Source organism: Collimonas silvisoli (genome assembly GCF_018305005.1).
Classification (GTDB): Bacteria; Pseudomonadota; Gammaproteobacteria; order Burkholderiales; family Burkholderiaceae_D; genus Collimonas; species Collimonas silvisoli.
The window spans coordinates 1-10,115 of sequence record NZ_JAGQEG010000141.1; the positions used below are offsets into that span (position 1 = coordinate 1).

Annotated in this window: 9 protein-coding genes; all 9 read left to right on the forward strand. The window is 58.4% G+C overall.

The annotated features are described in order from the left end of the window. The first annotated feature begins 299 nt into the window (after positions 1-299). A complete protein-coding gene (gene dapC, locus KHU33_RS24305; RefSeq protein ID WP_211467812.1) occupies positions 300-1,502 on the forward strand; it encodes a succinyldiaminopimelate transaminase in 1,203 nt (400 codons plus the stop codon). A gap of 115 nt (positions 1,503-1,617) precedes the next feature. After that, on the forward strand, positions 1,618-2,445 hold the full coding sequence (gene dapD, locus KHU33_RS24310) for a 2,3,4,5-tetrahydropyridine-2,6-dicarboxylate N-succinyltransferase (protein WP_211467814.1): 828 nt from the start codon (positions 1,618-1,620) through the stop codon (positions 2,443-2,445). 133 nt (positions 2,446-2,578) lie between these two features. Beyond that, on the forward strand, positions 2,579-3,724 hold the full coding sequence (locus KHU33_RS24315; protein ID WP_211467816.1) for a PilT/PilU family type 4a pilus ATPase: 1,146 nt from the start codon (positions 2,579-2,581) through the stop codon (positions 3,722-3,724). Positions 3,725-3,754: 30 nt separating this feature from the next. Further along, positions 3,755-4,108, forward strand: a complete 354-nt coding sequence (locus tag KHU33_RS24320; RefSeq protein WP_211467818.1) for an ArsC family reductase — start codon at positions 3,755-3,757, stop codon at positions 4,106-4,108. A gap of 13 nt (positions 4,109-4,121) precedes the next feature. Further along, on the forward strand, positions 4,122-5,276 hold the full coding sequence (dapE, locus tag KHU33_RS24325) for a succinyl-diaminopimelate desuccinylase (protein WP_211467820.1): 1,155 nt from the start codon (positions 4,122-4,124) through the stop codon (positions 5,274-5,276). A gap of 196 nt (positions 5,277-5,472) precedes the next feature. Next, positions 5,473-6,357: a 50S ribosomal protein L3 N(5)-glutamine methyltransferase gene (prmB, locus tag KHU33_RS24330; protein ID WP_211467822.1), complete on the forward strand. Its 885-nt coding sequence runs from the start codon at positions 5,473-5,475 to the stop codon at positions 6,355-6,357. Between the two features lie 87 nt (positions 6,358-6,444). Next, complete coding sequence (locus KHU33_RS24335) at positions 6,445-8,463, forward strand: ATP-binding cassette domain-containing protein (RefSeq protein WP_211467824.1); 2,019 nt, start codon at positions 6,445-6,447, stop codon at positions 8,461-8,463. After that, positions 8,421-9,323, forward strand: a complete 903-nt coding sequence (locus KHU33_RS24340; RefSeq protein ID WP_211467826.1) for a Rossmann-like and DUF2520 domain-containing protein — start codon at positions 8,421-8,423, stop codon at positions 9,321-9,323. Before KHU33_RS24335 ends, KHU33_RS24340 begins: the two co-directional genes overlap by 43 nt. A 149-nt stretch (positions 9,324-9,472) precedes the next feature. Next, on the forward strand, positions 9,473-10,115 hold a 643-nt coding region (locus KHU33_RS24345), incomplete at its 3' end, for a transporter substrate-binding domain-containing protein (RefSeq protein WP_211467828.1).

A 10,115-nucleotide genomic window follows, 5' to 3' on the forward strand; every position in this document is an offset into this window, starting at 1 on the left:
TCCGTTGCGTCATTCCCGCGAACGCGGGAATCCATTTTCACCACCATACTCAGCAACCTGGATTCCCGCGTTCGCGGGAATGACGGGGCTGCCATATGGGGGAATTGCCCCTAACTGAACGGTATTAGGGCGCAGAATCCGCCTTTCGCACTCTCAAAACCCGCCAATAGCAACGATCAAAGGCGCACTTCTGTATATAATGCAAACAGCGCATTTCTGGCTTTCACAGCCGTTTTTCTTCATTCCATTTTTGTTATTCATCCGTCATTATTCATCTGTCACTACTCGTCAATAACCACGTGAATCCATTACTAGACCGGCTGCAACCCTATCCGTTTGAAAAACTGCGCGCCTTATTCGCCGACGTCACGCCCAACCCGGTATACACGCCGATCAGCCTCGGCATAGGCGAACCCAAACACCCCACGCCTAAATTCATCCAGCAAGCTCTGGCCGACAATCTCAACGGCCTGGCCAGCTACCCCAGCACCATCGGCGCGGAACCCTTGCGCGCAGCGATCGCCGGCTGGCTGGAACGGCGCTACGGCTTGCCGCCGCTCGATCCGGCGAGCCAGATCTTGCCGGTCAACGGTTCACGCGAAGCGCTGTTTGCGCTGGCGCAGACAGTGGTCGATCCGGCACAGAAAGATGCGCTGGTAATGTGCCCCAACCCGTTTTACCAAATCTACGAAGGCGCGGCCTATCTGGCCGGCGCCCAGCCGTATTTCGTCAATTCCGATCCTGGCCGCAACTTCGCGCCGGATTACCGCAGCGTGCCGGACGATGTCTGGCCGCGCGTCAAGCTGCTGTATCTGTGCTCGCCTGGCAATCCGACCGGCGCCGTGCTGTCGCTGGAGGATTGGAAAGAATTATTTTCCCTGTCGGACCGCCACGGTTTCGTGATTGCCGCCGACGAATGCTATTCCGAGATTTATTTCAAGCCGGAAGCGCCGCTGGGCGGGCTGCAAGCCGCCCACATATTGGGTCGTAGTGACTACCCCCGCCTGATCGCTTTTTCCAGCTTGTCGAAACGCTCGAACGTGCCGGGCATGCGCTCCGGCTTTGTCGCCGGCGACGCCGCCATCCTGAAAAAATTCCTGCTGTATCGTACTTATCACGGTGGCGCCATGAGCCCGCCAGTGCAAGCGGCGTCGGTCGCCGCCTGGAACGACGAAACCCACGTCGTCGAAAACCGCGCCAAATACATGGCAAAATTCCAACAGGTCACCCCTGTGCTGCAAACCGTGCTGGACGTTGAACTGCCTGACGCCGGTTTTTATCTATGGGCCAAGGTAGATAAGCTGGCAGCTATCTCCGATACCGACTTCGCCAAGCGGCTGTATGCCGAATATAATGTAACGGTATTGCCCGGCAGCTATCTGGCGCGCGACGCTCATGGCGCCAATCCGGGCCAGCAACGCATCCGCATGGCTTTGGTAGCGGAAGTCGAGGAATGCCTGGAGGCGGCGCAGCGTATCGCCGCTTTTTGCCGCGGCCTCTAGCTTGAGGCTTCAGGCATTTGACAATAGCCTGATCCTACGTATTGCACCATGACGATGTATTTCAGTCGTCGTCATGGTCACTACATGTTTTTAAACTTTCAATCTGCGACCAATCATGACTCAATCTCTGCAAGCATTTATCGACCAAGCCTGGGAACAGCGTACCGAATTCTCACCTAAGACCGCACCGGCCGATGTCCGCGAAGCGGTGGCCAAGGTCATCGCCGAACTCAACCAGGGCACTTTGCGCGTCGCCGAAAAAACCGACGGCAACTGGGTCGTCAATCAATGGATCAAGAAAGCCGTGCTGCTGTCGTTCCGGCTGGAAGACAATCTGCCAATGCCAGCCGGCGACAACATGCAGTTTTACGACAAAGTGCCGACCAAGTTCGCCAACTACACCGCTGAAGATTTCGCCAAGGGCGGTTTCCGCGTGGTGCCGCCGGCAGTTGCCCGCCATGGCAGCTTCATCGGCAAGAACGTGGTCTTGATGCCGTCCTATGTCAACATCGGCGCTTATGTCGATGAAGGCAGCATGGTCGACACCTGGGCCACCGTCGGCTCCTGCGCCCAGATCGGCAAGAACGTTCACCTGTCCGGCGGCGTCGGCATCGGCGGCGTGCTGGAACCGATGCAAGCCAATCCGACCATCATCGAAGACAATTGCTTCATCGGCGCCCGTTCGGAAATCGTCGAAGGCGTGATCGTTGAAGAAAACTCGGTGATTTCGATGGGCGTCTACATCGGCCAGTCGACCAAGATTTACGACCGCGCTACCGGCGAAGTGACATACGGCCGCATCCCTTCCGGTTCGGTTGTGGTTTCGGGCAGCCTGCCTTCGGCCGACGGCAAATACAGCTTGTATTGCGCGGTGATCGTCAAGCGCGTCGATGCCAAAACCCGCGCCAAGACCGGCATCAACGAATTGCTGCGCGAAGCTTGATTATTGCGAAGCTTAGTAATTGGGGACAGAGTTCAAGAGCCGTGTGGTTTAACCTTGTGGCGAATTACTCTGTCCTCAACTGATCAGGCAAAACGGTTAAATTGCAAAGAAAAATAATTTAAGGAGCTTTTTGATGGCAATGGATCGCTTGTTTCGTCTGATGCAGGAGAAGGACGCGTCGGACATGTTCCTGGCGCCGGGCTCGCCGATTCATCTCAAGATCAAGGGCCAGATGGTCCCTGTCAATCAGCAGACCATGGATGAGAACACCATCCAGATGCTGCTGAGTGAAGTGCTGCCGGCCGAGCGCTTGCAAGAACTGGATCGCAACAATGAATTGAATCTCGGCTTACCGGTTGCCGGCGTCGGCAGTTTCCGGCTGTCGGCCTTCCGTCAGCGCGGCAATATTTCCGCCGTGATCCGTTATATTCCTTACCAAATCCCTGCGTTTGAAGATCTGCGCCTGCCGCCCGCACTGGTCGAACTGGTAGGCCGCAAGCGCGGTTTGCTGCTGGTGGTTGGCGCCACCGGTTCCGGCAAATCGACCACCATCGCCTCGATGCTGGACTATCGCAACAAAACCCAGGCAGGCCATATCCTGACGCTGGAAGATCCGATCGAATTCCTGTTCCATAATCACCGCTCCATCGTCAACCAGCGTGAAATCGGCAGCGACACTACCGACCTCCACGGCGCCCTGAAGAACGCCTTGCGGCAGGCGCCCGATTGCATTCTGATCGGCGAAATCCGCGACAAGGAAACCATGTCGGCCGCGCTCGCCTATGCCCAGTCCGGCCATCTGGTGGTATCGACGCTGCACGCCAACAATACCTACCGCGCGCTGAACCGCATCATCAGTTTTTATCCGATAGAAAATCGCCCGGCATTGCTGGAAGACCTGGCGTCGACCCTGGCGGCGATCGTGTCGCAACGGCTGGTCACCACCGTCAAGGGCCAGCGCACGCCGGCGGTTGAAATCATGCTCAACACCCGCCATGTTTCCGAGCTGATTGAAGAAGACAATATCAGCCAGATCAAGGAAGCGATGGAGAAGAGCCTGGCGCCCGGTTCGCAAACTTTCGAGCAGGCGCTGATGCAATTGATCGACGATGGCGTCATCACTCAGGACGAAGCGCTGGCACATGCCGATTCTCCAAGCAATCTGTACTGGCTGATCAACAACCACACGCCGAGTTCCAAAAAGAATTCAACGCCGGTGGCGCCAGAACCGGAAAAAGTCGAAGGCGCAACCTTCACCGAATTCACACTGGATTTGTAAACCACATCCGCACAAGACCGCATTCAAGCTATGGCAATTACTCTTTATGGCATCCCCAATTGCGACACAGTCAAGAAAGCCCGCACCTGGCTTGACGACCAAGAGATCGCATACACGTTTCACAATTTCAAGAAGGACGGCGTCACGCCTGAACTGATCACTACCTGGCTGGCGGATGTCGCCTGGGATACGCTGGTCAACCGCAAGGGCACCACCTGGCGCGGTTTGTCGGAACAACGCCGCAACAGTATCACCGACGGCATCAGCGCCACGCCATTGATGATGGAGCTGCCGTCGATCATCAAACGTCCGGTGCTGTTCACCGGGAAGAACACCTACGTCGGCTTTTCGGACGCACTGTACCAAGAAATATTCAGTCAATAAGCGCAGCAAATTCATGAAAAACCAAACTGAAAGCAAGACCCTGGCGCTGGCCGAAGAGTTGATTGCCTTATCCTCCGTCACGCCGCAAGACAAAGGCTGCCAGGCGCTCCTGATCGAGCTGCTGGCGCCGCTCGGCTTTGAGTGCGAAACCATCCAGTCCGGCGATGTCACCAATTTATGGGCGCGCAAGGGCACGGCGCGGCCGCTGCTGGTGTTCGCCGGCCACACCGATGTGGTGCCGACCGGCCCACGCGAACAATGGCAATCCGATCCCTTCCTGCCCAGCCATCGCGACGGCAAGCTGTACGGCCGCGGCGCAGCAGACATGAAAACCTCGATTGCGGCGATGGTGGTGGCGGTAGAAGAATTCACGCGAGCCCATCCGGATCATTCCGGCTCTATCGGCTTTCTGATTACCAGCGACGAAGAAGGCCCGGCTACCGACGGCACCGTGGTGGTCTGCGAGAAATTGAAGGCACGCGGCGAGCAGCTCGATTACTGCATCGTCGGCGAACCGACCTCCAGCTCCACTCTGGGCGACATGATCAAGAACGGCCGCCGCGGCACCATGTCCGGCAAGCTCACGGTGCAAGGCATACAGGGTCACATCGCCTATCCGCAGCTGGCGAAAAATCCGATTCACCTGGCGGCTCCGGCGCTGGCCGAACTGGCCGCGGAAAAATGGGATGAAGCCAATGAATACTATCTGCCGACTTCCTGGCAGATGTCGAACATCCACGGCGGCACCGGCGCCTCCAATGTGATTCCGGGCGAAGTGGTGATCGATTTCAATTTCCGTTTTTCCACCGCCAGCACAGTCGAAGGCTTGCAGCAGCGAGTGCATGCGATCCTGGATAAGCATGGCTTGGAATACACGCTGGCCTGGACCGTAGGCGGCCGGCCGTTCCTGACGCCGCGCGGTGCGCTGAGCGACGCCATCTCTTCCGCCATCAAGGTGGAAACCGGCATCAACACCGAACTATCGACCACCGGCGGCACCTCGGACGGCCGCTTCATCGCCCAGATCTGTCCGCAAGTGATCGAATTCGGACCGCCCAACGCCAGCATCCATAAGATCGACGAACACGTTGAAGTGCAGTTCATCGATCCGCTGAAAAACATTTATCGCCGTACTTTGGAAAATTTGCTGGCGCCTTCTGCATCTTGATGCTCGCTTTGGCCGCACCCAGGTGCGGCCTTATTTGCCGCCGATTGAGCAAATAACAACAAAATCAAGGCCTTAGCGCGCTACTTATCTAGCTCAGGCCCATCAGACCTGGCATTTCCGATAAAATCCGCCTGACGCCTTCGCGACCCCGGCGGACCAGTCGCCGCACACTCGCCCTACTTTTATAATCCGCACCATGACACCACAATCCTTTACCTCCATCCGCGACTTGCTGCGCTATGCAGTGACCCGCTTCAATACCGCCGGCCTGTTCTTCGGCCACGGCAGCAGCAACGCGCTGGACGAGGCTGCCTATCTGATCCTGCATACGCTGCGGCTGCCGCTGGACAAGATCGAGCCGTTTTTCGATGCACGCCTGTTGCAGCATGAAGTCGACGCCGTGCTGGAGGTGATTGAAAAACGCAGCACCGACCGTATCCCTGCCGCCTACATTACCAATGAAGCCTGGCTGGGCGAATATCGTTTCTACGTCGACCAGCGCGTGATCGTGCCGCGCTCCTTCATCGCCGAACTGATCCCCGACCATTTCTCGCCGTGGCTGCAAGACCCGGCCGCAGTCAGCAATATCCTGGAACTGTGCACCGGTTCCGGCTGCCTGCCTATCATGCTGGCGGACGCTTTCCCGCAGGCGCATGTCGATACCGCGGATATCTCGGCCGATGCCTTGGCCGTGGCGCGCCGCAACGTCGATGACTACGCATTGCAGGACCGCATTACGCTGATCGAATCCGATCTGTACAGCAAGGTGCCGGCAAAAAAATACGATCTGATCGTCACCAACCCGCCGTATGTCAATTCCGGTTCGATGGGCAAGCTGCCGCCGGAATATCTGCGCGAGCCGCAAATCGCCCTGGCCGGCGGCGACGACGGCATGGATCTGGTGCGCAAGATTGTCGCCGGCGCCAAGCAGCGCCTGACGGCAAACGGCGTACTCGTGGTCGAAATCGGCAACGAACGCGCCTTCGCCGAAGCCGCATTCCCGGACCTGGAAATGACCTGGGTCTCGACCAGCGCCGGCGACGACATGATATTCCTGCTGACGGCAGACCAGTTGCCGTAAATAAGCGAGCAAGATCATCACAACCTGCATGTTGTTTCAGACGCATGCATGGCCACTCATTCAGCAAGATAGTTACAGATAGTAGACATGATACGTTTTCAACAAGTTTCCATGATGCGCGGCATCAAGCCTTTGCTCGACAATGTCGACGTCACCCTCAACCCGGGCGACAAGATCGGCCTGATCGGCGCTAACGGCGCCGGCAAATCCAGCCTGTTCGGACTGCTGCGCGGGGAATTGCATGCCGACCAGGGCGAGATCGATTTCCCCTCGAAATGGCGCATGGCCTATGTCGCCCAGGAAACCCCGGCGCTGGACCGGCCGGCGCTGGAATACGCGATCGACGGCGACGTCACCTTGCGCCGTCTTGAAGAAGAACTGGCGTTCCTGGAAAGCGAACCGGAAAGCGCCGCCAACGGCACCCTGATCGGCGAGCTGTACAGCGCGCTGGCCGACGCCGACGCCTACACCGTGCGCTCGCGCGCCGAACAATTGCTGACCGGCCTTGGCTTCTCGCTGGCGCAAATGGAACAGCCGGTGGCCAGCTTCTCCGGCGGCTGGCGCATGCGCCTGAATCTGGCGCAAGCGCTGATGTGCCCATCCGATCTGCTGCTGCTCGATGAACCGACCAACCACTTGGACCTGGACGCCATCATCTGGCTGGAAGACTGGCTCAAGCGCTATCCCGGCACCTTGATCATCATCTCCCATGACCGCGATTTCCTGGACGGCGTGGTGAATGTCATCGTGCATATCGACGAGCGCAAGCTGAAACGCTACTCAGGCAATTATTCATCGTTCGAACGGCAGCGCTCAGCCCAGCTGGAACTGGCGGCCGGCACCCTGGAAAAGCAAATGCGCCAGCGCGCGCATCTGGAATCGTTCATCAACCGCTTCAAGGCCCAGGCCAGCAAAGCGCGTCAGGCGCAAAGCCGGATGAAGGCGCTGGCCAAGATGGAAGAATTGGCGCCGCTGCGCGCCGCGGCTGAATTTTCCTTCGAGTTCCGGGTGCCGTTGAGCGCGCCTAATCCGCTGCTGGTGATGGAAGATGTGAGCGCCGGCTATCGTACCGAAAGCGAAACCAGCCATGACGTCACTGAAAAAGTGATCGTCTCCGGCATCAATTTCTCCTTGCAGATCGGCCAGCGTATCGGCCTGCTGGGCGTCAACGGCGCGGGTAAATCGACCTTCATCAAAACCATCGCGGAAGAACTGAAGCCACTCCACGGCGAAGCCCAGTTCGGCAAAGGCCTGTCGATCGGCTACTTTGCCCAGCACCAGGTGGAAATGCTGCGCCATGACGAATCGCCGCTGTGGCATATGGGTAAGATCGCGCCTACGGTGCGCGAGCAGGAGCTGCGTAACTTCCTCGGCAGCTTCAATTTCAACGGCCCGATGGTGACCAGTTCGATCGCACCGTTTTCCGGCGGCGAAAAAGCGCGCCTGGCGCTGGCCCTGATTGTCTGGCAGCGCCCCAACCTGCTGCTGCTGGATGAACCGACCAACCATCTGGACCTGGAAACCCGCGAAGCGCTGACCATGGCGCTGGCGCAGTTCGAAGGCACGCTGGTGCTGGTATCGCATGATCGCCACCTGTTGCGCGCCACCACCGACCAGTTCATCATTGTCGCCGACGGCAAGGTAGCGCCGTTCGATGGCGATCTGGACGATTACAAGGACTGGCTGTTCAAGACCAAGCTGGCGGCCAAGAATGGCGTTGCCAATGCAGCCAGCGGCGCGGCATTGCCCAAAGCCGGCAGCAAGGCAAAGATTGCCAGCGCGGTTGCGCCGGCGGCCACAGCCGCGGTCGACAGCGCCGACCGGCGCGAACAGAAACGCCAGGAAGCGGAAGCCCGGCAAAAGCTGGCGGCGCAGAAAAAGCCGATCGAATCGCGCATCAAGCGGCTGGATGAACAGATCGCCAAACGCAGCGCGCAAAAGCATACTGTCGATACGCGCCTGGCCGATCCGGAAATCTACGATAAAGACAAGAAAAAGGAATTGGCAACGCTGCTGACCGATCAGGCGTTTTATGCCAAGGAACTGACGCAACTGGAGGCGGAATGGCTGGAACAGCAGGAAGCGCTGGAGCAACTGGGCAACTAGTTGCAACGGGGGGCGGCGGACGCCGCCCGCAAACCCTGAGCATCATCGGTTGCGGCAAAGTCGGCCGGACCTTGGGCCGGCTTTGGCACAACAACAGGACTTTTGTCTTGCTCGACATCCTGAACCGTTCCACCGCCAGCGCGCAACAAGCCAGCGCCTTTATCGGCGCCGGTAGCGTGGCAGCAAATTACGGCGGCCTGCGTAGCGCCGATGTCTACCTGATCGCAGCCGGCGACGACCAGATCGCCGCTTGCTGCCGCGCCCTCGCCGCCAGCGGAAAACTGCAAGCAGGCAGCATAGTATTTCATTGCAGCGGCGCGCTGTCGTCGCTGGAACTGGCTGCCGCCGTCGAACAAGGTGCGGCAGTCGCCAGCATCCACCCCATCCGCAGCTTCGCCGCGCCACAACAGGTAGCCGAGCATTTCGACGGCACCTGGTGCGGCAGCGAAGGCGACGCCGCCGCCCTTGCCGTTCTCGGTCCTGCATTCAGCGCCATCGGCGCGCAACTGGTAGAAATCCGGCGCGAGCAGAAGACCCTGTACCACGCTGCCGCAGTATTCGCCTCCAACTATCAGGTGACGCTGATCGACGTCGCGCAACAGGCTTACGTCGCGGCCGGGATCGCGCCTGAGCTTGCCTTGAAGCTGATCGAACCCTTGCTGTCCGAAAGCGCGGCCAATGCCTTCAGGCTCGGTCCGGCTGCTGCGCTCACCGGCCCCATCGCGCGCGGCGATCTGGCTACCGTGGCGCGTCAATATGAGGCAGTTCAGGAATGGCAACCGCAAATCGCCGGGCTGTATCAACAGTTCGCGGCATTGACTGCAGATCTGGCTATACGCAAGAAAAACGGCAAGCCGTAAATTGCGTAAATCTGCGATAGCTGATATTTTTCTAGAGTGCAAAGACAATAAATGCATATAAAGTGGCAAAACCATCATTTCACATTTGCAGGGAAAAACGCTTAACATAATCGTTAGCTAGCATTGCCCACCAACCAAAGGAAAAAAAAATGGCCACCACATTGTCCAAACTGAGCAAGATTGCAGCAGCGATACTCGTCACCAGCGTCACGCTCAACGCCTTCGCAGCCGATCTGCTGGATACCGTCAAAGCCCGTGGCACCCTGAAAGTGGCGATGGAAGGCAATTACCCGCCGTTCAATTTCAAGGATCCGAAAACCGGCCAGCTGGAAGGCTTTGAAGTCGACGTCGCCAAATTGCTGGCGGCCAAGCTGGGCGTAACGCCAGAGTTCACCACTACCGAGTGGAGCGGCATCCTGGCCGGCCTCGGCGCCGGTAAATACGATGTCATCGTGAACCAGGTCGGGATTACCGAAGAGCGCCAGAAAGCCTTCGATTTTTCCCATCCATATACCCTTTCGACCGCGCAATTGATCGTCAGGAAAGACGAGAAGCGCAGCTTCCCTACTTTGGAGTCGCTGAAAGGCTATAAACTCGGCCTTGGTCAAGGCACCAACTTCGAGCAAAAAGCCAAGGCGGTTCCCGGCATCGACGTCAAGACCTATCCAGGCTCGCCCGAATATCTGGCCGACCTGGCCAGCGGCCGCATCGACGCTGCGCTGAACGACCGGCTGCTGGTAGGCTACCTGCTCAAGAACTCCAATCTGCCGTTGAAAGCGGGCGCCACTTTTG

Coding starts and splice junctions, on each gene's coding strand:
- prmB (WP_211467822.1), top strand. CDS start 5,473: ATGACACCACAATCCTTTACCTCCATCCGCGACTTGCTGCGCTATGCA.
- KHU33_RS24340 (WP_211467826.1), top strand. CDS start 8,421: ATGGCTGGAACAGCAGGAAGCGCTGGAGCAACTGGGCAACTAGTTGCA.
- dapD (WP_211467814.1), top strand. CDS start 1,618: ATGACTCAATCTCTGCAAGCATTTATCGACCAAGCCTGGGAACAGCGT.
- KHU33_RS24335 (WP_211467824.1), top strand. CDS start 6,445: ATGATACGTTTTCAACAAGTTTCCATGATGCGCGGCATCAAGCCTTTG.
- dapE (WP_211467820.1), top strand. CDS start 4,122: ATGAAAAACCAAACTGAAAGCAAGACCCTGGCGCTGGCCGAAGAGTTG.
- KHU33_RS24315 (WP_211467816.1), top strand. CDS start 2,579: ATGGCAATGGATCGCTTGTTTCGTCTGATGCAGGAGAAGGACGCGTCG.
- KHU33_RS24320 (WP_211467818.1), top strand. CDS start 3,755: ATGGCAATTACTCTTTATGGCATCCCCAATTGCGACACAGTCAAGAAA.